Origin of the sequence: Virgibacillus subterraneus (genome assembly GCF_900110695.1) — a bacterium.
Lineage (GTDB): Bacteria > Bacillota > Bacilli > Bacillales > Amphibacillaceae > Lentibacillus > Lentibacillus subterraneus.
The window spans coordinates 247,733-274,015 of sequence record NZ_FOEH01000003.1 but is presented as its reverse complement, the minus strand read 5'-3'; the positions used below and the strand labels follow the sequence as shown (position 1 = coordinate 274,015).

Sequence of the window (26,283 nt, the reverse complement as noted above, 5' to 3'; positions counted from 1 at the left end):
TTTTCACTCCTTAATTCATATTGTGGTTATCTCTACACTTACATTGACCTGGCATACAATTGCAGGCCACTTCGTCGACAGCCTCGTCTTTCTTTTTATCTAAAACAGTTTGCAGCAACTCAATATCTCTATGGCTCAATGTCGCCCCTGCAATCATATCAGCAATTGTTTTCCCTACTTCTTTACTGCATATTTGATCGAAAAGACGATCCGTAACGCTTTTCACACTGTCTTCTTCACTGAAGGCAGCCGAATAAATATATTTATTGCCTTTCGGCTCCGTATTGAGCATGCCTTTTTTAACGAGACGCCCTATAAATGTCTTAGCAGTCGCCGGCTTCCAATCTTTTTTATCCTGTAAAACTTGAATGATATCTTTACTTGTAGCTTTTTCAAGCGTCCAGACAACACGCATGATTTCCCACTCGGATTCAGTAATCTCTATCTTTTCTTCTATGGCCATTGGAATACCTCCATTTCGTTTACATTTGTAATCGAACAACTTTAGTTTACAATTGTAATCGATTTTTGTCAATAGTATGAGCTTATTTTTAAAAATCAACACGATTTCTTTTTGTTCCGATGAAAAAAGCTGTCCATCGCAACTATCGGCTGGTGCTTGAAAAACGCACAAGCCGCTACTGAAGATTACGGCCCACAGAACAGATGGCAGCCTGTACATTTTTATATAGAGTAAACATGGAAATCGTCGAGTTTAACCCAAATTGTGCTACTTGATCGCTTAATGGTACAAGTACCAATCAAAGGCAGAGACATTTATTACCTTCGTTAAAAACAATAATGCTGGGTTCATCCATGTTGCGGATGCCATGGTCTTGCAAGTCGTTTTTCAATAAATTGATAGTCGTTAAATAAAAAGAGGCTGATCCATAAGTCTGTATAAGACGTTGTGGATCAGCCTCTTTTGCTTTATAGTTATTTCTAATCGATATAAAAAAGCCCCTGACCGTTGCGGATCAACGACCAAAGGCTTTTAAGACTTAATGATTCCGATTGGGCTCGAACCAACGACCTCATGCCTGTCAAGCATGCGCTCTCCCAGCTGAGCTACGGAATCGTGTAATAGTAAATATCGGACAACTATAACTATATAGTAGAGTAATAAATTCTGTCAATACGTTTTTGGACTAAGTCCGGAAAATTCTGCTCTTGCTCGCTTCAGGTGTTACCAATTGGATTTATTCAGTTTTCGACGAGATTATTCAGGATTCATAAGGTAATTCTGCGTTTAATCAGTTTTCAGCACCGGTCATTCAGGATTCGTGGCACAACATTCAGGATTCATCCGAGTTTATTCAGTTTTCGCGCCCTTCTCCCAAAAAATACAGCCGATTCCAACGCTTCAAAAATACTTCCACACTCGAAATATGTTTGTTTTCCTATTATAATAGAATGACAATTGTCCATTTTATACATATCTCGCCTTTCAAGGTAACGATAATCCAAGTTTTTCTTGCATCGGAGGTTCATCACGTGAAGAATGTTTTTTCTTTTTTGAAACCGTATAAAATTCCTATTTCAGTAGCATATAGCCTGACGATAATTGAGCTTATGGTTGAGCTGCTTCTCCCCTTCTTTCTTGGAAAGATGATTAATGATGGGGTGATGAATAAGGATATGGATACTATTATGATGTGGGGCTTCATTATGATTGGTCTTGCATTTACTGCGTTTATCGCAGGGATTTTGAATTCCTTTTTTGCGTCGCATACGAGTTTGGGGTTTGCTTATGATGTTCGGGAGAAGCTGTTTCATAAGATTCAGTCATTCTCGTTTGCAAATTTGAATCAATATCCGACATCTGGGCTTGTGACACGGTTTACAAATGACGTCCGCCAGCTTCAGAATACGATTTTTATGGCATTGCGTATTATGACAAAGGCGCCATTGATTGTTATCGGTGGTGTGGTGATGGCATTTATTGTAAATGCCAGGCTGGCACTGATTTTCCTAATTTCTGTGCCTCTTCTTGTTGTTTTTATATTATGGGTGCTTAAGGTTGCGAGCCGGATGTTTGATAAAGTGCAGAGCCGCGTAGATAATGTGAACCGAGTGATGCAGGAGAATCTCGCTGGGATGCGGTTGATTAAAGCGTTTCTGCGCCGTGATCATGAGGAAGAGCGATTTACCAAAGCGAATAGCGATCTGGCAACGATGACGCGGTCGACATTCCGGTTTATTGAAGCATCGATGCCGATTTTATTATTTGTGATGAACTTAAGCCTTATTTTCATTTTATGGTATGGAAACTCACTAGCAGTATCTGGGCAGACATCTGTTGGGGACGTTGTTGCGATAGTGAATTATGCATTACGCGTGGCAATGGCAATTTCGATGTTCACATTTATTATTCTGGCATTTTCACGCGCAAAAGCGTCTGCCGAACGTTTAAATCAGGTGCTTAGTGTTAATGTTGACCTTGTTGACCATCAGGATGCACGTGATGAGGCTGCTGTCCCTAGTGGGAAAATTGAGTTTGATAACGTTTCATTCAATTACCCAAACCAAAAAGATCCAGTACTTGAGGACATTTCATTCCAAGTGAACCCAGGTGAAAAGCTTGCGATAATTGGTGCTACAGGCTCTGGTAAAACATCATTATTCCAGTTGATTCCACGATTGTACAATGTAAAAAACGGTAATATCTATATTGATGATGACCCGATTACGTTCTATACATTAGAACAGCTTAGACTGAGTATCGGTTATGTTCCTCAAAACCCGCTCCTGTTCACTGGTTCCGTCACTGATAATATTGCATGGGGAAAAGAACATGCATCACAGGAGGAAATTTTTCAGGCGGCACGGGATGCGCAAATTCATGACACGATTATGGACTTGCCTGATCAATATGATACAAAAATCGGTCAAAAAGGTGTCAATTTATCTGGCGGTCAGAAGCAGCGAATTTCGATTGCGCGCGCATTGATCCGCCGCCCGAAGATACTAATGCTTGATGACAGTACGAGTGCTCTGGATCTTGCTACTGAATCCAAATTGCTTGATGCGATTCAGCATGATGATTGTACAACGCTAATCATTACTCAGAAAATCTCTACTGCCATGAGTGCTGATCGCATTTTACTGATGGATTATGGTGAAGTGCTTGCCCTTGGTACACACGATGAACTATTGATGCAGTCCAGCCTATACCGCAGAATTGTGGAGTCACAGTTTGGAAAGGAGCTTCCTGATGCCACTTAAAGATATTAAACATCCTTTTCAATATAAAAAAATTCCGCTTGAAAATATACAACACGAGAAAAAAGATAAAGCCCGCAACACCTCTGGCACGATTAAGCGAATCTGGTCATACCTTGCTCGTGAAAAGGCGATGCTCACACTTGTGATTTTCATGGTGTTAATCAGTTCCGGTTTAAGTCTGCTTGGGCCCTTCATGGTCGGAATGGCAATCGATGATTATATCGTGACACAAGAAGCATCAGGACTTGGCATGCTGTTAATCTGGCTGGTTATTATCTACCTTTTCCATTCGTTATCGATTTTTTTACAAAATTACTGGATGGTAGGCATAGCGCAGAATACCGTTTATTCACTACGTTCAAATCTTTTCCATCAGTTCCATCGCCTGCCGATTTCGTATTTTGATAAAAGACAGCATGGCGAATTGATGAGCCGGATTACCAACGACATCGACAATGTAAATAACACTCTCAACCAGTCGGTTATTCAAATTTTTGCGAGTATCCTAACCCTAGTTGGTACTTTAGTTGTCATGCTTATCTTGAGTCCCCTCCTGACAGCAGTGACGATGACGATTATCCCAGTTATGTTCCTTGGGATACGCTGGATCACCAAGCGAACTGGTCCATTGTATAAACTGCAGCAAAATCATTTGGGTGATCTGAATGGATATGTTGAGGAAACTGTTTCAGGCCAGCACGTTATTAAAGCTTTTTCCCAGGAAAAACGTGTGATTGATGAGTTTAAGGGAAGGAACAAAAGCCTGCAGCATTCTGGTTTTTGGGCGATGACAATCTCCGGATTTATTCCAAAGGTCATGAACATGCTCAACTTTTTAAGCTTTGGTCTGATTGCGTTGGTCGGCGGTATACTTGCAATTGAGGAGATTATCACAGTTGGAGTTATTGTTATTTTCACCGAATACGCACGACAATTTACCCGCCCATTAAACGAGTTGTCAAACCAGTTTAATATTTTACTGTCAGCTGTTGCTGGTGCTGAGCGGGTTTTCAATGTAATCGATGAAGAACAGGAAGAAACCGATGAACAGACTGCAAGAGACCTAAAGCAAACTGACGGAAATTTAAAGTTCCAAAATGTCTCATTTGCCTATGAAGATACATTTACTTTAAAGAATGTCACCTTTGAGGCGCATCCTGGTCAAACAGTTGCATTTGTCGGTCATACTGGGGCCGGAAAAACAACGATTATTAATTTAATTTCCCGCTTCTACAATTATGATTCCGGCGAAATAACGCTTGATGGTGTGGATATAAAAGACATAAAACGTTCAAGTCTAAGACAGCATATGGCGTTTGTGCTGCAGGATGCTTTTCTTTTCAACGGGACCATCCGGGAAAATATCCGTTACGGACGTCTGGATTCCACTGATTCAGAAGTTGTTTCAGCTGCCAAAAATGCAAATGCGCATGACTTTATTGTAAGGCTACCAAATGGATATAATACTATTCTGGACCAGGATGGCAGCGGAATCAGCCAAGGTCAGAAACAGCTTATCACGATAGCAAGAGCGATTTTAGCCGATCCATCAATACTTATTTTGGATGAAGCAACAAGTAACATTGATACAGTAACCGAATTAAAAATTCAGGATGCATTAAAAGAGCTCATGCAAGGCCGAACCAGTTTTGTAATCGCCCATCGGCTAAATACGATTCAGGAAGCAGATAAAATAATCATGCTCGAGCATGGTGAAATAATCGAGCAAGGATCTCATGAGTCATTAATTGAGCAAGAAGGCAACTACTATGACTTGTACAAAGGTCAATTTAAACAACGTGCATAGAATATCCAATCCAAACATGATAGACTCTATTTGTAAACTGTTTTATATTGCCAGAAATAAAGGAAGCTAACAAGACACATTCAAATGAGGTGTATACAATCGGACGAAAAGGAACTATGGTCGACAAAGAAATTGAAAGCAACTATTTAAATGAAACAATGACACTTAAACTATATCAGCCAGAATCGTTTTCACCTCTTTACAAGTACCACATATGTATTATGCAGGATGGTGACGATTACTATCAGCTTGGTCGCGTTGCCACATTAAGTGACAAGCTGCACTCAAATGATGAAATTAATAATACCGTTTTTGTTGGGATTCATTATCAGGATAAATATGACCGCAAGAAAAAGTACCACCCAACTGGTGATCAGCAGCATGCCTATATCAAATTCCTGGTACATGAAGTAGTACCTTTCCTTGATGAATTGGTCCCTACTTATCATATGGGTCAGTCCCGTGCTCTAATGGGAGATTCACTTGCTGGAACACTAGCTCTCATGACAGCCTTGAAATATCCAAACACATTTGGCAAAGTAATCATGCAATCGCCTTATGTTGATGACACTGTTACAGAAGCCGTTAAAAACGCCAAAAACTCCAATTCCATTGATATTTATCATACAATTGGAACAGCTGAAACAGCGGTAGATACAACAGATGGAAAACAAGTCGATTTCATAACACCAAACCGTAGGCTTAATGAACTACTTAAGGATATAGGCATGAGCTATACGTATCATGAATTGGAAGAAGGCGAACACACTTGGAAATTTTGGCAAAAAGATTTAAAGCGAGCACTATCAACGCTTTTCGGCTAAATATTTACTAATTTCTGAAAATCTTCTTTATACACTAAGTAAATTTTTGTTATAATAAAAGGTAGACCAAAATACAATAAAGCATTTCTTTTAATGCATAAGTGCAACTAAGGCTTTCGCCACTAAGGTTTGTACTCCAAAGTAAAAGATACTCTAAGAAAACATTTCTTAGGTTCCGTTTAGCGATAAGCCAATAAGCCAATTTTTCAAAAATTATGTAGGAGGATTCTTATGACGAAATATGGTATAGCTATTTTTCCATCAAAACCAATTCAAGATGACATTAACTCGTACAGAAAACGTTACGATCCGCATTATGCTCTGATTCCACCACACCTTACACTTAAGGAAGCATTTGAAGCTGATGATGAAACAATCTATGAACTTGTTACAGAATTAAAGCATATCGCAAATGATACAGAACCGTTTAAGTTACAAATTAACAAAGTAAGTACATTTGCACCTGTAACCAACACAATTTATCTGAAGGTTGAGCCTACAAAGCAGCTGATCGATTTATTTGAAAAAATGCAGACAGGCAAGTTCCCGGAAAATATGGAGTACAACTTTGTACCACATATAACTATTGCTCAGAAACTTTCACATGATGAGTATTCTGACGTGTTTGGCAGCATGCAAATGAAAGACATCCAATTTGAGGATACTGTAGATCGCTTCCAGCTTTTGTATCAATTGGATAATGGAACATGGACTGTTTATGAATCGTTCGTTTTTGGGAAGGAAAAAGTGTGATAGTAAAAGTAGTTGAGACAAATGACCAGAGACACCAGGCATATAACGTACGAACAGTAGTCTTTGTTGATGAACAAAACGTACCAGCTGAAGAGGAGCTTGATGAGTTTGATGAGCAAGCTATTCATTTGATTGGCTACGATAATGACAAGCCAATCGCAGCCAGTCGGGTACGTTTTGTAGACAGCTACGGCAAATTAGAACGAATTTGTGTTCTCAAGGATCAGCGAGGCAAATCCAATGGCGCAAAAATGATTGAGTCAATGGAAGCCATCATCAAAAATGAAGGCTACGGCAAAGCCAAATTGAATGCCCAGACACATGCGATTGATTTCTACCAGCGACTCGGATACAAAACAATTTCCGGTGAATTCATGGACGCTGGCATCCCTCATGTAACAATGGTAAAAGAACTAAATTAAAGCGATAGTCTGTTTCCAAACGGACTGTCGCTTTTTTTTTGCAGTTACGAACCTTCTTGCAACATAAGTGCAACTAACGCTTAGCGAAAAGCCACGTTTTCTGATGTATGGTGATTCCCTTTTCGGATATCCTAATGGAGAAAGTGCTATGAGGGGGAGCTTCTGATGCAAAATTTAATGCCAATATTTATTGAAACATTGTTTGGCTTCCTTGCCTTATTTATATTGACTAAGGTACTAGGTAAAACACAAATAATACAGCTAACTGCATTCGACTTTATTGCAGCGTTAGTCTTGGGTGAACTTGTCGGAAATGCAATTTTTGATGATAAAGCCGGGGTAATTGAAATTGCCTTCGCAGTATTAGTAGCTGGAATTGTTTTGTACGTAACAGAAATTATTACGCAAAAATATAAAGGAACCCGTTCTCTCTTGGAAGGACAGCCTTCGATCATTATTCATAAAGGAAAATTAATAAGAGAAGAAATGAAGAAAAATAAGCTGGATATCAACCAATTACAACACTTACTTAGGTCTAAAGACGTATTTTCCATCTCGGAAGTGGAATACGCTATCTTGGAAACAGATGGCACGGTTTCCGTGATGAAAAAATCCATTCACCAAACTACGACCAAACAAGATTTTAATATAGCTCCTAAAACTATCAGGCTGCCAATTACATTAATTAATGATGGAGAGGTATTGTGGGATAATCTAAAAGAAGAAAATCTATCGGAGGGCTGGCTCGAACAGGAACTAACCAAACAAGAATTCAATTCAGTAAAAGAAGTCTTTTATGCAGAGTGGAATGAGGGGAAAGGTGAATTATTTGTACTACCATTTACCGAAAAAGAGACATAGCTTATTTTGTCTTTAGAAATCCTGTTTATCGCAAGGATTTAATGGTTAAAACCTAATTATATATTTAACAGGCAAGAAAGCTTGGTTAATTGAGCCCAGCCTTAATTGGCAAGGGCTCTCTTTTACTATTATATACTATCACTAAAATGATGGCCTTTTCCTGTAACATCAGCTAGTATTTTTTCGGCAGTTGGTGATTTTACAGCAGATAGCTTGTATCCAGAGTCTTTAATTGTTCTGAGCCGCCCTTCTTGCCTAGCTATATCCAGGTGTTTTGCTTCCAACATTGCTTTGTATGGTTTCTCAATGTAATAAGGATCCTGTTTATCTTCAGTTACACGCTGCTGGTAATCTTTATACTGATAATGATTTATCGGTAAAATATAACCCACCGTGAACATCCCCTTCTACCTGTTTTTAAATTTATTTGTATTAGAAAACTTGGCTTATCGCCAAGAACACCATTTTATATCTATATATTCGATACCTATATAACAATACCCTTTATTAGTAGAATTTATTCCATTTTTTTTTCAAATTCATGCATTATTTTTTCAAATTCAGAAACCCCTTGCAAAAATTCTTTATTCCAGTCATCCATTTCCTTCTCAAAAACATGCATTTTCTTCTCTGGATATTGGAACCATTTTTCATTTTTAGCTAAATGTTTTTCAATTATTTTCAACTGCTTAAGCAAACGAATGTCACGCTTCACTCTCATTCACTCCCTTAGATCAATAGCGTAAGTGCACCGTATGGACTGCGACAGCTTATCCCGGCAGTTGGATGTAGCCACAAGATGCGGGAGTTTTAGTCAAACATCCTTTATTTCTTATCGTAGACGCTGGAGCTGGACGTTGCTGATTCGAAAGTCCAGTTATCATTAACACTTATATTTTATAATTTTCTAAGCTAAGAAAAAGACAGCTACCCAAAGCTGTCTGCAACCTTCTGCTTACTATATCCAGGAAAATGGTCCACGATTATCATTGTCGCTAGAATCGGAACTTGAACTTTCATCATTTTGGTCCCGATGCCGATGACCTGAGCTTTCTAAACCTTCTACCCTCTCATCATCATCCTGTCTACCTCCGAAAAAAGGATCTCTACGACGGCGATCAGGTCTGTCAAAGTAAACATTATCTGCTTTTATTACTAAATCCTTAACATGAATAACTTTTCTGTTATCAGACATTTCATTAACACTCCCTTTGAATTCATGGTCGCTATTAGTCTATGTATCTTTTTTCAATGGGTATAGACAAATGCCCCAAATTAAAAAAGATTTCTATTATAAATATCTCAATAATGCTGACGAATGCCCACACCATATACCTACTGACACATATCCTATTAAAGACAACAAGTCAATAATATTTAGGAAGGAGATATAATTCATGGGTTGTGGAAAAGACTTTGATACAGGTAACTGTGTATGCGATATTTTAAGAGAAATAGTTGATGCACAAAATGATGTTGTAGAGAATTGCTGTGACACGAGCTGCGAACGGTCCATCAGTGATTTGCTTGGGGAAACAGACAATGGCAATGGATTAGACACAGTACCAGTAATATTATACTGTAAAGATAGCTGTAAACCTTTTAAAGGCTTCGGTGCTCATCCAGATGATATTGGGGATGTTCAGGCAAGCTTTTACTTCCGCGTTAAGCGTGTGATGGATGATTGCTGTGCTGTAGTGGAATTATTAAGAGACCCAGGTGACAATGACGACAATCCAAAGGACCCAGTAGACCAGGAAACGAAACCTTTACGTGCTACAGGAATCTGCTTGACGGTTGATCTAAATTGCTTCTGTCATATAACATGCCTTCCTGCAGTTTCAGCTTTTAACTAATCAATAAACCCAAAAAAGTGCGCCAGCAGCAATGCGGCGCACTTTCTTTTTTTAGAAACCAATAAGACGAATATCATTTATCGAATCAAAAGGTATTTCTGTTGTTGATGTTCTTCTGCCAAGACGCATGATAACATTATCTTCCAGAAAATCAACAATGGTACCGCGATAATTTCGTTCTTCTGTTTTAACTTCACATTTCATTGCAGGAACATGCTTGGGTGGATTAACAAAATAGTCAACACGCTCATTTAATGTCATATCCTTAAATTTCTTTCGCTCTTGATCTGAGCTTTCATCACTCTCATCTGCTTCTTCATTTGTATCTTCTGCTTCCCCGTCACTTTTTTTATTAAAATGATCTCGTCTTAAGGGACGCTTCTGCACACTTTTGGTTTCCTGAGCCACCACCTGTTCAGCTGGTGCATTTTTTGGCGTTGTGTATTGATGTTGCATTGGAGCTTTTGGTGTTCCTATTGATGGCTGATGAATATAGAGTAATGGGCTTTTGGCAAACTTCTTTTCTCCCATCATGCATTCTCTCCTTTGTATTCCATTAGTCAGACCATTATATGAACCCAGTTTCGAATATGTGTATTTCGCCTATGCCTATACCAAAAAGCCCATAAATGCTGTTGCCATCCCAAAATAGATAAGGATTGAAATGATGTCATTGATTGTTGTGATAAATGGCCCAGATGCAACAGCCGGATCTATATTAAGTCTATCCATCAAAATTGGTACTAGTGATCCTGCTAGCGTGGCAACAATTAGCGTTGCCATAATCGATAAGCCTACTAGTAATCCGAGAAAGAACTGGCCCTGCCACAGGAAAATAATTATAGTAATGACTAGTCCGCAAACTGTCCCAGTAATTAGCCCTGTTCCAGCTTCACGCAATACCAGCTTCATCTTTCCCTGTTTGCCATAATCACCATTCGCAAGTCCGCGAACTGCAACAGCTAGTGCCTGTGTACCCGTGTTTCCAGCCATTCCTGCTATTAACGGGATAAAAATCGCTAGAACTGCAACCTCATCAAGTGTATTTTCAAACTGACCAATCAAGCTTGCTGTAAACATTCCCAAAAACGATAATATTACAAGCCATGGCAGGCGTTTTTTTGCTGAAATAAACGCGTTATCATTTGGTCGATCGATATCGGATACACCAGCCAGTTTAGAATAGTCATCACTTGCTTCCTCATCCATTACATCTAAAATATCATCGACAGTAATAATTCCTAATAAGTGGTTCTGAAAATCAACTACCGGTAAGGCGAGGAAGTCATAATCACGCATCATCTGAGCAATTTCTTCCTGGTCCTTTGCAACCGATACGGAAACAATCTTTTCACTCATTAAATCTGATATCAGTGTATCATCATCAGCAATAATCAAATCGCGTAACGATAGCACCCCAACAAGCCGTTTATCTTGATCAACTACGTATAAATAATAAATTGTTTCAGCTACTGGAGCTTCAGCCTTCAAATACTGCATTGTATCTTTTACAGTCTTGGTTTGATATATCGCTACAAACTCCGTTGTCATAATACTACCGGCAGTTTTTTCCTCATAATGCAGTAATTGTTTAATTTCGTTGGCAGCTTTATTGTCCATTATGGTGAGAAAACTAACAACGGCATCTTTTTCTAATTCATTTAAAATATCTACCGCGTCATCAGTCGACATGTCCGCAAATACCATCGCTGCAAAACGTGGATCCATCTCCATGAAAAACGGTTCAATATCGTCAAGATCTATGTTTTCCATGAAATTCGCTGTTTCTTCAGGTGATAAGTACATATAAATTCTTAGTCGAATATCTTCTGGCTGTTCCATAAAAAACACGGCTTGATCATATGGATGCAAATCCAGAAATTCATCTCGGAATGCTTCTATTTGCTCATTTTTTATAAGGGTCTGCAATTGGTTATCTATATGTTCCATATGATCACATCCTTCTTCTATCTTTGTCCTGCAGTAATTATAGCATTTATAAAATTAACTCCCAATATGTTCCTGCTTAATTCTTTTTGAAATGAGGACTTAATTTATTTGTCATTATCGTGTAAAATTGCTAAAGGATAGAAACAAACAAGATTATACAGAAAGCATGGTTAAATATGAAAAATCTTAATATTGATTATACGCTAGTATTCATCTTAATACTCTTAGGTTTAGTAAGTCTATTTACTTTATTTACAATCGAACCCAGCTTACCCGAAAAATATGACGGGTCAAACTTCATGCTTAAACAAGCATTATGGTTCATAGCTGGGGGAATCGTAATAACTGCAGTCATGCTTATTGATTATGACCGTTTTCATCAAATTACTTGGATACTATATGGGGTTGGATTAACTTCACTGCTCATGCTTTTCGCTGGATTTCCAGCTGGAATTGTCCATGAAGCAAATGGTGCTGTCAGCTGGTTTAAATTTCCGGTGATAGGAACGATCCAACCTGGTGAATTTATGAAGGTAATCCTTGTTTTGACACTTGCACATGTAATGGTTCGTCATAACACTAAATATATTGAGAAAACGATTAGAAGTGATTTAGGACTGCTTGCGAAAATAATTATAATTTCTGCTCCCCCAATGGCTTTATTAGCAGTACAGCCAGATTTGGGTGGATTGTTAGTGCTGATAGCGATAACTGGCTTTATGATTCTCGTATCAGGTGTCCAATGGCGAATTCTTTTTTCAATAGCTTTTATCGTAATTGATATCGTGTTACTGGCTATTGTCCTATGGTATTTATTTCCTGGGCCAATTGCTGTTTACCTGGAAGAATCAGTGTTTGACCACGTATCAAGTAGATTCTACGGCTGGTTGAATCCGCAGCAAAATTATGATGCGGGCTATCAATTGATATTGGCGATGATGGCAATAGGATCAGGCCAGTTATTTGGAAAAGGCATTGGTGACATGGAGGTTTATGTACCGGAACGCCATACCGATATGATTTTCACAGCAATTTCAGAGCAATTTGGCTTTGTCGGTGCAAGTCTTGTTGTAATGTTATTTTTCTTATTAGTTTATCGTCTGATCCACATCGCATTGTTAAGTAACGATACTTATGGCAGCTATCTTGTAACAGGTCTTGTTGGTATGTTTGCCTATCAAATTTTCCAAAATATCGGTATGTCAATCCAGCTGTTACCTATTACAGGACTCCCACTCCCATTCATAAGTTACGGCGGTAGTTCAACAATCACCTATATGCTGTCTATTGGTATTGTTCTTAATGTGCATTCTAGAACGAAAGAATATATGTTTAGCGAGGCTAGGTGGAAAGAATAATGAAAATAGATGTTATCGGTGATGTACATGGATGTATGGATGAGCTTAAGAAGCTCTTTCATACATTAGGCTACAGACATGAAAAACAAATCTTCTTGCACCCTGATGGCAGAACTCCTGTATTTCTAGGTGATATTACCGATCGGGGTCCACATTCCATAGCGTTAATTAAACTTGTATATGAGATGGTAATCGTACACAAGAAAGCTTACTATGTTCCAGGTAACCATTGCAACAAATTATATCGTTACTTTTTAGGAAACGATGTCATGCAGCGTTATGGCTTGGAAACAACGGTAGCGGAATATACATCATTACCGAAGTCTGAACAGCAAACGTTAAAAGAACAGTTTATCGAGTTATACGAAAATACTCCATTATATCTGGAAATACCAGAATTAAAAACTATTGTCGCACATGCAGGAATTAAAGAAGCATATATAGGACGAACAGATAATCGAGTAAAAACGTTTGTACTTTATGGTGATATTACTGGAAAGTTTGATGAGGATGGCCGTCCGATTAGACGCGATTGGGCCCAGGATTATCAAGGTAGTCACTGGATTGTCTATGGCCATACACCGATAAAAGAGCCGCGTATCATTAATAAAACAATTAATATTGATACTGGATGTGTATTTGGAAATATGTTGACTGCTTTTCGATTACCCGAGGAAAAAATCGTTTCTGTACCATCAAAACAGCCTTTAGTCGAGGAGAAATTTCATTATTTTGAGTGAATCAATTCGACCATATCATGAGCTATAGGTATTGTGAAATTCATTCTCTCTTTGCTTAAAGGATGTACAAATGAAAGCTGATAACAATGAAGTGCCTGACGGTTAATCACCTCAGTGGAAGCTCCATACAGGTCATCACCTGCTATTGGATAGCCTAAATCAGAAAAGTGTACGCGTATTTGATGGGTCCTCCCCGTTTCCAGGTGAACATCCAGGAGCGAATGGGTTAGCGACTCTTCCACAACATTATAATTCGTAATAGCAGGCTTCCCTGTTGCTGTTACTGTTCTTTCAATAATGGAACCTTCTTTGCGTCCAATAGGTGCATCGATGGATCCTTTTTTATTTTTTAAATGGCCTTCTACTATTGTATGATAACGTCGGTTTATCCTGCCTGCCTTTTGTGATGCCGCCATAATCGAATGACTGTAGCGGTGTTTCGCAATGAGTAATAACCCTGAGGTGTCCCTGTCTAGTCGTGTCACAATATGAACTGTGTATGGTATATCGTGGTTTTCGTAATAGAAAAGAACCCCATTTGCAATAGTTCCAGAAGGATGAATGTTGGATGGAATAGTTGCGATGTGTGGCTGCTTGTTAATAATTAATACATCCTCATCCTCATAAACAATCGAAAGCGGTATTTCTTCAGGTGTCATAAAAGGACCTTTTTTCTCTTTTGGAAATGTAACCGAAAGTGTATCACCAACTTCTAATTGGTAGCGAACTGTTTTGGGTGACCCATTCACATAGATTTCCCCACCATCATGAACGATTGCTTTAATTACATTTCTGGAGAAAGCTTGTACCTGCTGTAAATATTCTCGAATAATCAGTCCTTGATATTCATTTTCAATTATCCACTTCAACTCACTTCACCTGCCACACTCTTTACCTTATTACTAAAATTCCTTATCATCATCTGCAACAAATGAATCGCGCACCCTGTCCCAAAATGGAAATGGTCTAAACCTTGCAAATCTGACTCGTTCTTTTGCCACACGGCATTGGATTGATTTTACATGTGTATAATTTTGCGTAAAGTGATCGATCGTGATTAAAAAGCTGCGGTCCACAACCGGCTTCAACAGGCATGTATGGTGTTTCGGCAAAATTAATGGTGAACCAATCGTACGGAAGACGCGATTGTTAATTGACGCCATTTCAGTAAGCTGAATCGCCTCAAGTGATGGGTGAATAATTCCGCCACCTAGCGCCTTATTATACGCTGTACTGCCTGAAGGGGTTGAAATACATAAGCCATCACCCCGGAATGTTTCGAAATGATCCCCTTTAATTTCTACATCAAATACAACTGACCCTTCTGTCGTTTTAATTGTAGCTTCATTTAAAGCGAGGAAACGATCCTCTTTTCCACCGTTTTTTCCGCGAATAATCACTTCTAATAATGGATACTCAACAATTTGAAAAGGAGTCTTGGCAATTTCAATAATTAATTTTTCAACTTCATCTGGCACCCAATCAGCATAGAATCCTAAATGGCCTGTATGTACTCCAATAAACGCGGTTGAATCAATGCAATGCACATAGCGATGAAAAGCCTCAAGGAACGTGCCATCGCCGCCTACAGAAATAACTAATCCCGGATCATCTTCATTATATTCCAAATCAAAATCTGTTAAATATTGTTTCATAGTAGCTTTAATTTTGTTTGATCTTTCATCGCCTTTTGATACTATTGCAAATTTCACAGTCAACTCTCTCCTTACTTTCGGTGGAATATTCGTTGTGCTTCTTGTACCTCATTTTTAATAATAGACATCTCTTCATCCAATTTGAATGCTGCTTCAGAAGCTCGCTGCAGTCTTGATTTAATATTCGATGGAATGCTGCCTTTATACTTATAGTTTAATGAATGTTCGTTTGTTGCCCAGAAATTCATTGCCAATGTGCGAATTTGAATTTCAGCTACTATCATCTTCACGCCATGTATCGTCTCAACTGGATATTCGATAATCATATGATAAGATCTATAGCCACTTTCCTTCTTTCTTGATACATAATCTTTCTCCTCAACAATCTTTAAATCGTTACGTGATTTGATCATGTTTACAATTGTATAAATATCATCAACAAACTGGCAAACAACTCGAACTCCCGCAATATCCTGCAATTCCTGTTCGACCCGGTCCAGTAATATTTGTCTGCTTTCTGCTTTCTCTAAGATACTGGGAACTGGTTTTACCCTCCCCGTAATAAACTCAATTGGCGAATGTCTTGATTCGTGTTCAAATTGTGCACGAATTCCTTTTAATTTTACTTTTAATTCTTCCACTGCCTGTGAATAAGGGGCAAGTATTACATCCCAATTCATCCTTACACCACCTATATCATCTTTTTTCCCATTTTATCATAATATATGAAAATGGATAATCTTTGCATATTTGTATATCATTCGCCATAATTAACAAAAGTGAAAGTGACTGGTTATTGGATGTAGCTATTTCTATTATTTAAACAAATTCAACCATCCTTTTAACTTTTTAAACTTCTATTAATTTTCATATTTGGAGGTTTTTAATTGGCACAGGAAATTGAAATCGAATATAAAAATTTATTAACAAAAGACGAGTTTGAACGCATCTTATATAGTTTACCTTTTCCAAATGGAGCGCAAACACAAACAAATCATTATTTTGAAACGGCTGACTTTTCTCTTAAAAAAAATGGATGTGCACTAAGGATCAGGGAAAAAAATAACACATTTACACTAACATTAAAAGAACCACATGATACCGGTTTGCTTGAAACTCATGATACCTTAACAAAACCGGAAGCTGTTCAATGGATAAACGGGGAATTTGTAGCAAAAGAGTATACTTCCAAGCAATTGGAAAATAAGGGTATTTATCTAGATGATTTAAAATACTTCGGAAGTTTGACGACCAAACGACGTGAGCTAAATTATCAAGACGTGTTATTAGTACTTGATTATAGTTCATATGGTGACACATCTGACTATGAATTGGAAATAGAAGCTACTTCCGAGGAAATTGGTCTTAAGATGATGCAGGATATATTGGAAAAATTTAATATTAAACAACGTCAAACACCTAATAAGATACAACGTTTCTTCTCTTCCAAGGTTAATAACGACAGCAATTATTCAGTAGAATAAATCAGATTAGTTGCTCTTAAAATTTTACGTTGCTACAATTAAAACAAACATAGTAGGAGAGAATAACTGTATGACCAAACCTGGAACAATGTTCGAAGCAATTGGCGGCTTTGATTCAATCGATAAACTAGTAACAGCTTTTTATAAAAAAGTAGGTAATCATCCGAAGCTGATTCCAATTTTTCCAGATGATTTAACGGAAACCGCCCGAAAACAAAGAATGTTTTTAACACAATTTTTCGGTGGACCAAGACTATATTCCGAAGAACGTGGTCATCCGATGCTGCGCAAACGTCATTTACCTTTTGAAATTACACCTGAACGAAAAGACGCTTGGTTGGAATGTATGAATGCAGCATTGGAAGAAGCAGAAATTGAGGAACCGTACAAGACAGCTATATTTGAAAAACTGACCATGACGGCACACCATATGATGAATACACCGTAATAATAGAAAGGAGAATCGATGTGAGTTGGAGTCAATCTGGGCTAATAAGCTCAAAAAGTACAAACACATCGGCAAAATATAGCTACTTTGATTTTGTAAAAAAACCAATTGAAATTTATGTTTTTGTAGATCCGCTTTGTCCCGAATGCTGGTCGCTGGAACCTTATCTAAAAAAGTTATCTATCGAATATGGACGATTTTTCACTATACGTCCGATTATCAGCGGGCATTTAAATACACTTAATAAAGATAAATTTGATAAACCGAAGCGGTTAAAAGATATTTGGGAAAAAACAGCTAACCGCACAGGTATGAGTTGTGATGGTGATTTATGGATTGAGAATCCGGTTTCGTCACCATGGATTGCATCGCTTGCAATAAAAGCAGCCGAACTGCAAGGGAAAAAAGCGGGACGAATCTTTTTACGAAAAATACAGGAGAATGTCTTCCTGAAAAAGAAGAACATCTCAGATGAAGCAGTATTGATGGAATGTGCAAAACAATCAAATCTCGACATTGACGAATTTGAAGATGATTTATATTCTACTTCAGCTAAAAAGGCATTTCAGTGTGATTTAAAGCTGACAAAGGAAATGGAAGTAGACTATATCCCGACGATTGTGTTTTTTAATCAAGCTTCTGAAGAAGAAGGGATTAAAATTTCCGGTCTTTATCCATATGATATTTATGTCCAAGTGCTGAAACAGATTCTACAGAAAGACCCAGTACCTTCAAGCAAACCACCATTGGAAAACTTCCTTAAAAATTATGGTGTTGTCGGTAACAAAGAAATTTCGGTAGTATATGACTGGACAACAGCTAAGACAGAAAAAGAAATGAAGAAATTATTGTTAAGGCGGTCAGTAGAAAAAATCCCCGTGAAATACGGGACATTTTGGAGATATAATGATGAATAATACGCAAAGCATGGAGTTGATTGTGCTTTGGGTATTTTTTTGTCTGATTTTAATGGCTCTCCTCTATTGGTGAAAACTCGGAAGACAGCCAGCGAAAACTGGGAAAATCATAGTCAAACAATAAAAAAGGATATACGGGGCAGCGTATATCCTAAATAGATCTCCGACCTTTATTATAAACAAAGGGGGGGGATGGGAGAAAGTTTCATGATCAAACAAAAGGGGTTTTTGTTTGTGATTCATCTCACATTTATAATGTTATCAACAGCAGGAGTTTTTTTCAATCGCAGGTGAACCTTTTCACAAAAATGTCACACTTCTAATTCATTTTTCTGTCACATATGATGTACTAACATACTATGATTGGAGTGGATATCATGCAGGATTTCCTCCCATTTATCTTTTTAATCACAACAGTTATTGTCATCTTCTTAAACATTCTCGGTTTAATGCAGTTGATACCACTATATATTACATTACCAATGTTATTTATTTCAATTTATCTAACCATTTATACGTTTACACATAGAAATGTTTACCGTGGAGGAATGCGAGGATGAGTTTTATTAGAAAACATGGCTTATGGCCAAGCTTTAATGACGAAACTTAGTTGATTTTATGCATTGTTAAAAAAGGGCTGTCACCCACAATTAAGACGGTGACAGCCCATTTCCTTATTTCAACAGCAGTTCTTCCATTTCATTAAGCTTTTCTTCAAACACATCAAGTGCTGCCAATATCGGCTCTTTGGATGTCATGTCAACGCCCGCTTTCTTCAGGACTTCAATCGGATAATCACTGCTTCCTGCTTTCAGGAAGTCAAGGTAACGATCGACCGCGCCCTCTTCCCCATTAAGAATCTGATTGGAGAGTGCAGTAGCTGCCGAATATCCAGTTGCATACTGATAGACATAATAATTCATATAAAAATGTGGAATTCTCGCCCACTCTAGACCAATTTCTTCGTCCGAAACAACTTCATCTCCGAAGTATTTTTTATTCAATTCGTAGTAGATTTCCGTTAGCTTCTCTGCAGTTAGAGCCTCACCTTCCTGCATGCGTTTATGAATGTCATGCTCGAATTCTGCAAACATTGTTTGACGGAAAACAGTCCCACGAAATCCTTCAAGGAAGTGATTTAACAGATAAAGTTTTTGTTTCTCGTCGTCCACATGGTTTAACATATAATCATTTAGTAACGCTTCATTACATGTCGATGCTACTTCTGCTACAAAAATTGAATAGTTTCCATAACGAAATGGCTGCGACTCATGTGTGTAATAGCTGTGTAATGAATGTCCAAGTTCATGTGCTAAAGTAAATAAATCATTCACTTTATCCTGCCAATTCAGTAATATATATGGATTAGTACCATACGCGCCTGATGAGTATGCACCGCTTCGTTTACCTTTATTCTCTTCGACATCAATCCAGCGGCTCTCAAATCCCTCTTTTACTTTACTCACATAGTCCTCACCAAGTGGTGCAAAGCTATCAATCACATATTCCTGTGCTTTTTCATAAGGAATTGTCATATCAACATCTTTAACAAGTGGTGTATACATATCATACATGTGTAATTCATCGAGTCCGAGCACTTTCTTACGCAGTTCAGCATATCGATGTAGCAATGATAATTTATCGTTAACTGCTTCAATCAAATTATCATACACCTGCTCCGGAATATTATTACCATCTAAAGCTGCGTGACGTGCGGAATTATAATTACGGACCTTTGCATTAAAATTATCTGTCTTAACAGTGCCAGTTAATGTAGCAGAAAATGTATTTTTAAACTTGCCATACGTTTCATACATTGCTTTAAAAGCAGCTTCACGCACACTGCGATCTTTGGATTCCAAAAATCCTATATAACGCCCATGGGTTAAATCAATCTCTTCCCCATCTTCATTTTTAATCGTTGGAAAAGTTAAATCGGCATTATTCAGCATTCCAAACGTATTTTCTGCACTAGACATCGGCTCTGACGCTTCAGCTAGTAATTCCTCTTCTTTTTTACTTAACACGTGTGGCCGCTGTCGTGAAATCTCATCAAGTGTTTTATCATAGAATTTTAATTCCTTTTTCTCTTTAACAAAGCTTTGCAGTTTTTCTTCGTTCATTGCCAGGATTTCAGGAACAATATAACTCATTGAACTTGATGCAAGTGTCAGCAGATTCTCAGCCTTTGAGTTCATCTCCTGATATGTTGAATTTGTTGTATCCTGATCAGATCGCATATGTGCATATGTAAATAGCTTGCTAATTCGTTCTGACAGTTGATCCTGAAGCCTTAATACATCATACAGATTTTGCGCAGACTCCGCTATTTTTCCTTGAAACTTTTCAATTGATGGGATGTCATCTTTCAGTGCTTGCAGTTCTTTCTCCCATGCGTCATCCGTTTTAAAAATATCTTCCAGCTTCCACGTTTTTTCTTGTGGAATTTCACTTCTTTTTGGTAACTCCTTTGTTGCTTTTGCCACTATGGTTTCCTCCTTTATCCTCTTTCCTTACTAATTCTAGATAAAATGAAAAAATTCCTTCATTCTAATTAGTATAACGAAATAATTGGTAATCATGCTCGTAATTTGTTTGTAATTAACAAATTTAGCAGCTTCTCGTCGCCAGCCAAGGCCTGCTCAATATTTTTATGAAATTTTATAGGATTCTTTTTGGCAAAATAATTAGGAGAAACTTGCTGGATTACGTCTAACTGTTCCAGCAATTGAAGGTATTGATGAACCGGGTTCACCGCTTGCTTGACTAAGGGGAATTCTTTAGGATGATGGATATGACGTCTAAGTAGATACTGACACGATTTAATTGAAACATGGCTTTCTATTGGGAGCGGATCTATGACTTCAAGACAAATTCTGCTTTGCCAGTCCCATGGTGGTGTTTTCATCATAAATTGTGTGCAAATCGGCAGGTGGATTATTGATGGGAGGAACTCCTTGTGTGTCCGCTTAAGGTAAATCCATTCGTGCCAATTCAATTCCCGTCCATATAAGCGGTTTGCCTTCTTTAGCCGAAATGAACGTTTTTCTCTCTTCCAAGAATGAAACAATTCGTTTTTGGAATAGAAGTTAGCTTGGAACATATCTTTAAATGACATTTGATTCAATTTTTTCGTATGAAATTTACCTATTGCCGTTTGTGTTTTGGAAAAGTAAAAATCCTTAAATGAAATGAATTGAAGACTATTGGGACAAAAGTAGAATAACATGAGTGGTAAAACAGAAGAAAATTGATGAATAAATTGAAGCTGGAACTGATCAATTTTTAAATGATTGCGATTATGTTGTGTCAGACGATTAGCACCCAAAATCCAAATTGGGGTTATACCTACACTGAGATACCCTTCATTACGTTCACGGATTTGTTCAGCCGGAACCCGTGCACATTGATACTCAATTGCTACGAGTTTATTGTTAATCGAAATTAAAATATCTGGCCGCTGCCTTATCGCCGGTAAATATGCCTCCAGCTGAACAGTAAGCTGTTGATGCTTAAGCCATTGATATAACAGCATTTTTCCCCTCTCATGATATGCCCCTTCTCCACCTTCACTCGAAGGACAATTGTTTTTGGAATGATGAGCAAAATGCGGAATCATTTGCGTGCCTGCTTTCATCATTACTGGCTCATTACAGGTTGGACAACTGAACTCTTCTCGCTCTTTTAGTACTTTAATTTCCGACTTAGATAAGGTTGCTGGCGTAACAACGGTTCCATATTTAGTTTTAGCCTGAAGCATTAATTTTACACCTCCATTTTATAATTATTCGACAGAGAGTGACAAATTCCTTCAATTAAAACAGGCTCTTTTCGTAAGTCTTGTTATTTTTCATCTTCGTAGTTGGATATAAGCTTTGACATAATGTGGAGAAATACTTGAGTGCTACGACACCGATTCGGAAATACACCTCGCATATCCTAGGGCAACGCTTCTCTATTCAACATCAACTAATAGAAAAACAGCCATAAAAAAAGACACTCTATTAAGAGCGTCCAATGATAGCTGGAAAATGGGAACGTACTTGTTCAAATGTGTTATCGGCAAATATTTGTTTCCCGTATTCTTCCAGAAAGTGAATGGTTACTTCCGTGTCGTTCGCAAATTCAAAAATCTGACTAATCAAATCTTCTTGATGTTCATCTTTAATTTCCTCATCCTGTGGGAATTCTATATACAGATAATATTTATTGTCGTAATGGAAGAGTGTATCTTCTATTTTATCTGTTTTATCTTTGTTATCTTGGAAATAATGACTTAACTGAATAACATCTTCAAAGTCATTAAACATTACACTTAGTGATAAGTTTCCATCTTCGTCCTCTTCTTTTTTGGACTTGGATGAATTTTCATCACCTTCACCAAACTTGTCATCCAGCATATCCTCAATCTTATCATCAACTGAGATATCGATTGTCTTTCCATTCTCAGTTGGCAACTCGATATTCTCACCATTTTTGGATACCTGTGCTTTGGTTACAACAATTTCTAGCCCCTTATCCAAGGCTTGCACCTGAATCCATAATGGCCCTTCGACATTAAAGTCTTCTTTATAATTAACTTCATCCATCATTTGCCAGAATAATTGTTCACTACGTTCGCGATTATACCAAATTTCCTCACGTTCAAATCCACGATCTTCTATATCGATATAGGATATATAGAATTTTACTGTATTCTCATTTATACGTTCTATTTCCATCTTATTTCTCTCCCTTCTATTAGAAAAAGCTTGACTACACGGTCAATAGTAATGGTGGAAGAGACTACTTCACCTTTAATGTTTATTATTATTCGTGTTCCCTTTATTACACGTTATTAACCATTCTTTATCTTATATTATTATTGTATGACATCTTATACAAATTGAAAATTCATATGCCTATAAATTAATAATTAATTTCATATTTTAACCTATTTCGTTCAATTTGTCACTAGCTTTTAATGAAAAAAAACGCAGACCTCTAACTTCAGGTTCTGCGTTTTTGTTAGTAATTGTTATACATCGACGATTACTTAGTTTACCAGCCGCTGAGCTTCACGTAGTTGAAAAGTTCTTACGGTTCTAGGTAGGAACCTGCGAATCTCATCTTCGTTATACCCTACTTGCAAACGTTTCTCATCAAGAATAATTGGTCGACGTAATAATCCAGGATTTTTCTGGATTAGATTAAATAAATCTTTCATCGGCAACTGATCAATATTGACATCCAATTTTTGAAAGACTTTTGATCGTGTTGATATAATCTCGTCTGTACCATCTTCAGTCATACGTAATATTTCCTTTATCTCATCCAGCGATAATGGTTCGGAAAATATATTACGTTCTGTGAACGGTATATCATGTTCTTCTAACCATGCTTTTGCTTTTCTGCAAGATGTACAACTTGGTGAGGTATAAAGTGTTACCATGAAACTTCACTCCTCAATCTAAAAGTGTATATGGTCATTTCATAAACATTTGAATAACTTATTAGATTAAAATAAGTTTAAATAACCAATATGTATAATTATACTACATTTGTCAAACGAAAGGTAGAGTATTTCCTATAAAATTTACTGTGTTGATAAATGTTCATGAAATGTTCTCATGTATTTTTAACTTACCCTAATTCATTTTAAATTAAACCTTTTAATTGAAAAATAATTAGAAAACTTATCTTATCGCCAAGCTTTAGTTGCACTTATGCAGTAAGAAGGTATTTATACTAAACTTCCTAAAAAATTTAGCCTCTTGCTGCTAAAATAACAAGAGGCTAAAACTTGTTCATGCTTTTTCTTTTAGATTTTCAAATATGTTATCAGACTCACGATCTTCATCGTAACTTAGTACTTCATCGACAGGCTGATATGCTCGACCATATATTTCTTCGTCTTTATAGGTATGAATGTCTTCGTACATCTTTTTCATTTTTTCATAAATTTCCTCTTCGGAATCATCACTTGGAGACCAAAACAGGATTTCCATAGGAGTATCCTCATTTGTAGCTAATGAGCGGCGATTGTAACCAATGGATTGTGCGTGGGTAAAACCTTCCCGCTTATAAAAATGAAGTCTCTTCGCTGTGTCTGTGTCATCGTAATCAACTGGTTCCACTTCTAGAATGATTGGTTTATCTTTTTCTTTAAGCTTTTCTATCAGCTTATGTCCAGTTCCTTTGCCTCTTGAGTTCGCAGAGACCCAGACATAATCTATAAATAGAAATGAATTAAACTCAGCATACATCAAAACATGCTCAGGGCTTTCATCCTTATAATAGACGTCACCTTTCTCCTTTAAAAGCATATCCATATGCTCTTTGGACTTCATTTCCTCGATTGGGAAATATTTGTTTAGCTTTTGATACCAATTCATAGATCTACTCCTTAATCTTTAGTAGTCTTTTACATTATAACGAATGAGCCTGCCTTTGTTAAATCGATTTTGATAGAGAATATGGCTTATGAATAACAAATAATGGATAAATTCATGATTTATCTTCTACAGAGTCCATTATCCTCTTATTTTTTAAAGATAGCCAGTTATTTCCACAGATCGATTTTAAAGTTTATTATACGTAAAAAAACCGGGCTCTATACGTTAAAGAAGCCCGATTTTTCATAATGGTTATATGAGTTTGTACTATTATATTAATTGAGAGGTGTATAATCAACATTCTCGGTATAAGTATTTCCTGCATTCCAAATTAGAAATTCATTAATTCCATTTTCTTTTAATGCAGTTATTTGTGTTTCTACTTCAGCTTTTCCATACTGTTTAGTTGCGCCACTATATAACCATGGTGCTTCAAAATCTTGAATCCATGGTCTGGAAGTTGGTGGTTCTTCCAATTTTCCTAACACTTTATTCTCAACTTTAGCATATTCCGTTACTAACTTATATGGCTCTTTATCAGGCACAGGAATATCAAAATAAGATGTCCAATGACTTGGGTAAATCATAGAAGATATGATATCCACGTTCTTTGAAATCTTCGTAAAGTTCTGTCCAATACCCGGCGCTTCTTGAATTGTTGCAGCATAACCAAATATATCTACTGCGACATCTACATCATAATATTCCAATTCTTCCTTTGCATATGAAACAAAGTCAGTTACCGCCTTCACACGCCGTTTAATATTGTTCGTTTTATCATCTTTATAATCACCTTGGCTATAACTCAATTCACTATCGTAATTTTCAAAGCCCTCCGGAAAACGAACATAATCAAATTGAATTTCCTGAAAACCGAGCTCAGCTGCTTTCTTGGCAATTTCTAAGTTGTATTCCCATACTTCTTTTTCAAATGGATTAACAAAAGCTTCCCCTTTATTATTAGTCCAAACTTTTCCATTCTTAGTAAAAGATAAATCAGGACGTTTATTAGCTAAAACGGAATCTTTAAAAACTACTACTCTTGCTATTGGATAAATCCCCTTATCTTCAAGGACTTTTAGTAATTTTCGTGGTTCATTAATATAATTAATTCCAATATCCTCATATGGTGAACCTTCTTTTGGCTTAAATGTTAAATTACCATGATCTTCTTTTACGTCAATTACCATTGCATTTAAATCCGAATTTTCTACTAAACTAGTAAGTTTTTCAAATCTGCTTCCTCCAGCAGATGGTCCTGTAACATAAATACCACGAACGGCATCTGGATACTCAAAGTCTACCCCGGCATCATATGTAAAACGCTGCAATTTTTTGCTCGTGTCAATTAGGGTTATGTTTGTCTGTCTTTCCAAATGTGGACTAGCTTTATAGACTTCCTCACCACTGCTTGTATGTAAAGTCATTGGAACTGCAATCCCAAGTAGGAGAATAACACTTATTGTTGCTATGATCATGATGTTTTTTTTCTCCATTTTCTATCAATCTCCCATTCACATTTTAATTATATTATAACGGATAACGAGGAAATTTAGAACATCATATTTCAAAATTTGTCGAAAAAATTCGTTCAATTTTACTTGTAATT

General features: G+C 37.2%; 28 protein-coding genes and 1 tRNA gene. 13 read left to right on the top strand and 16 right to left on the bottom strand.

Going from position 1 to position 26,283, the window contains the following annotated elements:
- Positions 1 to 10: 10 nt before the first annotated feature.
- Both BMY13_RS11035 and BMY13_RS11030 read right to left on the bottom strand, forming a co-directional pair.
- Positions 11 to 463 carry a CopY/TcrY family copper transport repressor gene (locus BMY13_RS11035; protein ID WP_092504581.1) on the bottom strand — a complete coding sequence of 151 codons (453 nt, stop codon included), beginning with the start codon at positions 461 to 463 and terminating at the stop codon, positions 11 to 13.
- Between the two features lie 542 nt (positions 464 to 1,005).
- A tRNA-Val gene (locus tag BMY13_RS11030) sits at positions 1,006 to 1,078 on the bottom strand.
- Between the two features lie 416 nt (positions 1,079 to 1,494).
- Here BMY13_RS11030 and BMY13_RS11025 point away from each other — a divergent pair.
- From BMY13_RS11025 to BMY13_RS11000, 6 genes are all read left to right on the top strand, one after another.
- Positions 1,495 to 3,225, top strand: a complete 1,731-nt coding sequence (locus BMY13_RS11025) for an ABC transporter ATP-binding protein (protein WP_092504579.1) — start codon at positions 1,495 to 1,497, stop codon at positions 3,223 to 3,225.
- Positions 3,215 to 5,032 (top strand): ABC transporter ATP-binding protein, encoded by a 1,818-nt coding sequence (locus BMY13_RS11020; RefSeq protein ID WP_092504577.1) that lies wholly within the window; start codon positions 3,215 to 3,217, stop codon positions 5,030 to 5,032. Before BMY13_RS11025 ends, BMY13_RS11020 begins: the two co-directional genes overlap by 11 nt.
- Before the next feature lie 98 nt (positions 5,033 to 5,130).
- A complete protein-coding gene (locus BMY13_RS11015; protein ID WP_092504861.1) occupies positions 5,131 to 5,856 on the top strand; it encodes an alpha/beta hydrolase in 726 nt (241 codons plus the stop codon).
- Positions 5,857 to 6,087: 231 nt separating this feature from the next.
- Entirely contained in the window at positions 6,088 to 6,609 is a 522-nt protein-coding gene (locus BMY13_RS11010) for a YjcG family protein (protein ID WP_092493710.1), read from the top strand.
- A complete protein-coding gene (locus BMY13_RS11005) occupies positions 6,606 to 7,031 on the top strand; it encodes a GNAT family N-acetyltransferase (RefSeq protein ID WP_092504575.1) in 426 nt (141 codons plus the stop codon). Before BMY13_RS11010 ends, BMY13_RS11005 begins: the two co-directional genes overlap by 4 nt.
- Positions 7,032 to 7,196: 165 nt before the next feature.
- Positions 7,197 to 7,892, top strand: coding sequence for a DUF421 domain-containing protein (locus BMY13_RS11000; RefSeq protein ID WP_092504573.1), 696 nt, complete (start codon positions 7,197 to 7,199; stop codon positions 7,890 to 7,892).
- Positions 7,893 to 8,020: 128 nt separating this feature from the next.
- On the opposite strand, the gene BMY13_RS10995 is transcribed toward BMY13_RS11000, so the two are convergent.
- From BMY13_RS10995 to BMY13_RS10985, 3 genes are all read right to left on the bottom strand, one after another.
- Positions 8,021 to 8,284, bottom strand: a complete 264-nt coding sequence (locus BMY13_RS10995) for a hypothetical protein (protein WP_092493707.1) — start codon at positions 8,282 to 8,284, stop codon at positions 8,021 to 8,023.
- Between the two features lie 125 nt (positions 8,285 to 8,409).
- The gene (locus BMY13_RS10990; RefSeq protein ID WP_425445152.1) at positions 8,410 to 8,607 is read right to left on the bottom strand and encodes a hypothetical protein; all 198 of its coding nucleotides are present in this window, start codon (positions 8,605 to 8,607) and stop codon (positions 8,410 to 8,412) included.
- 243 nt (positions 8,608 to 8,850) lie between these two features.
- The gene (locus BMY13_RS10985; protein ID WP_092504571.1) at positions 8,851 to 9,087 is read right to left on the bottom strand and encodes a hypothetical protein; all 237 of its coding nucleotides are present in this window, start codon (positions 9,085 to 9,087) and stop codon (positions 8,851 to 8,853) included.
- Between the two features lie 202 nt (positions 9,088 to 9,289).
- Between BMY13_RS10985 and BMY13_RS10980 the strand changes: the two genes are divergently transcribed.
- Complete coding sequence (locus BMY13_RS10980; protein ID WP_092493704.1) at positions 9,290 to 9,748, top strand: CotY/CotZ family spore coat protein; 459 nt, start codon at positions 9,290 to 9,292, stop codon at positions 9,746 to 9,748.
- Between the two features lie 51 nt (positions 9,749 to 9,799).
- Here BMY13_RS10980 and BMY13_RS10975 read toward each other — a convergent pair whose 3' ends face one another.
- Together BMY13_RS10975 and mgtE are read right to left on the bottom strand one after the other, a co-directional pair.
- Positions 9,800 to 10,279, bottom strand: coding sequence for a CotO family spore coat protein (locus BMY13_RS10975; protein ID WP_175476777.1), 480 nt, complete (start codon positions 10,277 to 10,279; stop codon positions 9,800 to 9,802).
- 78 nt (positions 10,280 to 10,357) lie between these two features.
- Positions 10,358 to 11,698 (bottom strand): magnesium transporter, encoded by a 1,341-nt coding sequence (gene mgtE / locus BMY13_RS10970; protein WP_092504569.1) that lies wholly within the window; start codon positions 11,696 to 11,698, stop codon positions 10,358 to 10,360.
- 176 nt (positions 11,699 to 11,874) lie between these two features.
- Here mgtE and BMY13_RS10965 point away from each other — a divergent pair, with 176 nt between their 5' ends.
- Together BMY13_RS10965 and prpE are read left to right on the top strand one after the other, a co-directional pair.
- The gene (locus BMY13_RS10965; RefSeq protein ID WP_092504567.1) at positions 11,875 to 13,056 is read left to right on the top strand and encodes an FtsW/RodA/SpoVE family cell cycle protein; all 1,182 of its coding nucleotides are present in this window, start codon (positions 11,875 to 11,877) and stop codon (positions 13,054 to 13,056) included.
- A complete protein-coding gene (prpE, locus tag BMY13_RS10960; protein ID WP_092504565.1) occupies positions 13,056 to 13,796 on the top strand; it encodes a bis(5'-nucleosyl)-tetraphosphatase PrpE in 741 nt (246 codons plus the stop codon). Before BMY13_RS10965 ends, prpE begins: the two co-directional genes overlap by 1 nt.
- Here the strand turns inward: prpE and BMY13_RS10955 are convergent.
- From BMY13_RS10955 to yjbM, 3 genes are read right to left on the bottom strand one after another with little or no spacing between them, the layout of a single operon-like run.
- Positions 13,784 to 14,665, bottom strand: a complete 882-nt coding sequence (locus BMY13_RS10955; protein ID WP_092504563.1) for an RluA family pseudouridine synthase — start codon at positions 14,663 to 14,665, stop codon at positions 13,784 to 13,786. The two genes, prpE and BMY13_RS10955, sit on opposite strands and share 13 nt — an antisense overlap.
- A gap of 33 nt (positions 14,666 to 14,698) precedes the next feature.
- Entirely contained in the window at positions 14,699 to 15,508 is an 810-nt protein-coding gene (locus tag BMY13_RS10950; protein WP_092493698.1) for an NAD kinase, read from the bottom strand.
- 14 nt (positions 15,509 to 15,522) lie between these two features.
- Entirely contained in the window at positions 15,523 to 16,131 is a 609-nt protein-coding gene (yjbM, locus tag BMY13_RS10945; protein WP_092493697.1) for a GTP diphosphokinase, read from the bottom strand.
- Positions 16,132 to 16,338: 207 nt separating this feature from the next.
- Here yjbM and BMY13_RS10940 point away from each other — a divergent pair, with 207 nt between their 5' ends.
- From BMY13_RS10940 to BMY13_RS10925, 4 genes are all read left to right on the top strand, one after another.
- On the top strand, positions 16,339 to 16,935 hold the full coding sequence (locus BMY13_RS10940; protein ID WP_092504561.1) for a CYTH domain-containing protein: 597 nt from the start codon (positions 16,339 to 16,341) through the stop codon (positions 16,933 to 16,935).
- A gap of 70 nt (positions 16,936 to 17,005) precedes the next feature.
- Positions 17,006 to 17,383, top strand: coding sequence for a globin domain-containing protein (locus BMY13_RS10935; protein WP_092493695.1), 378 nt, complete (start codon positions 17,006 to 17,008; stop codon positions 17,381 to 17,383).
- Between the two features lie 20 nt (positions 17,384 to 17,403).
- Complete coding sequence (locus BMY13_RS10930; protein WP_092493694.1) at positions 17,404 to 18,300, top strand: ClpXP adapter SpxH family protein; 897 nt, start codon at positions 17,404 to 17,406, stop codon at positions 18,298 to 18,300.
- 377 nt (positions 18,301 to 18,677) lie between these two features.
- On the top strand, positions 18,678 to 18,860 hold the full coding sequence (locus BMY13_RS10925) for a hypothetical protein (protein WP_092493693.1): 183 nt from the start codon (positions 18,678 to 18,680) through the stop codon (positions 18,858 to 18,860).
- A 114-nt stretch (positions 18,861 to 18,974) separates the two neighbouring features.
- On the opposite strand, the gene pepF is transcribed toward BMY13_RS10925, so the two are convergent.
- The 6 genes from pepF to BMY13_RS10895 all read right to left on the bottom strand — a co-directional run bounded on the left by pepF (position 18,975) and on the right by BMY13_RS10895 (position 26,170).
- On the bottom strand, positions 18,975 to 20,786 hold the full coding sequence (gene pepF / locus BMY13_RS10920) for an oligoendopeptidase F (RefSeq protein WP_092493692.1): 1,812 nt from the start codon (positions 20,784 to 20,786) through the stop codon (positions 18,975 to 18,977).
- Positions 20,787 to 20,878: 92 nt separating this feature from the next.
- On the bottom strand, positions 20,879 to 22,060 hold the full coding sequence (locus BMY13_RS10915; protein ID WP_092504558.1) for a competence protein CoiA: 1,182 nt from the start codon (positions 22,058 to 22,060) through the stop codon (positions 20,879 to 20,881).
- Positions 22,061 to 22,304: 244 nt separating this feature from the next.
- Positions 22,305 to 23,021, bottom strand: coding sequence for an adaptor protein MecA (gene mecA / locus BMY13_RS10910; protein WP_092493690.1), 717 nt, complete (start codon positions 23,019 to 23,021; stop codon positions 22,305 to 22,307).
- 314 nt (positions 23,022 to 23,335) lie between these two features.
- Positions 23,336 to 23,731, bottom strand: a complete 396-nt coding sequence (spxA, locus tag BMY13_RS10905) for a transcriptional regulator SpxA (protein ID WP_092493689.1) — start codon at positions 23,729 to 23,731, stop codon at positions 23,336 to 23,338.
- A 355-nt stretch (positions 23,732 to 24,086) separates the two neighbouring features.
- Positions 24,087 to 24,674 carry a GNAT family N-acetyltransferase gene (locus BMY13_RS10900; protein ID WP_092504556.1) on the bottom strand — a complete coding sequence of 196 codons (588 nt, stop codon included), beginning with the start codon at positions 24,672 to 24,674 and terminating at the stop codon, positions 24,087 to 24,089.
- A gap of 275 nt (positions 24,675 to 24,949) precedes the next feature.
- Entirely contained in the window at positions 24,950 to 26,170 is a 1,221-nt protein-coding gene (locus BMY13_RS10895) for a putative glycoside hydrolase (RefSeq protein WP_092504554.1), read from the bottom strand.
- Between the last annotated feature and the right edge of the window lie 113 nt (positions 26,171 to 26,283).